This window comes from Priestia sp. SIMBA_032, assembly GCF_046535215.1.
Taxonomy (GTDB): domain Bacteria; phylum Bacillota; class Bacilli; order Bacillales; family Bacillaceae_H; genus Priestia; species Priestia aryabhattai.
Genome location: NZ_JAWRXD010001693.1, coordinates 1 through 230 on the forward strand (window position 1 = coordinate 1; position 230 = coordinate 230).

1 pseudogene is annotated in these 230 nt (G+C 72.6%); it reads right to left on the reverse strand.

From position 1 onward, the window contains the following. A pseudogene (locus tag SB717_RS40010) lies at nucleotides 1-230 on the reverse strand (hypothetical protein); the annotation flags it as partial.

Genomic DNA, 230 nt, shown 5'->3' on the forward strand with positions numbered 1-230 from the left:
GAGAATGTCGGGCAGGCTGGGGTCGTAGTCGCGGGTCAGCGCCAGCGCCGGCCCGGCCTCCGCCCGCACCAGGCGGCAGACGTGTTCCAGCACCTCGTGCACGTTGAGCGGCTCGAGCTGGGGCTGCACCTTCGGCCCCAGCAGGCGGTCGACGAGGTCGCGCAGCCGGTCCGCCTCGCGGATGATGATCTCCGTGTATTCCCCGAGCTCGCCATCGGGCAGCGCGCGCG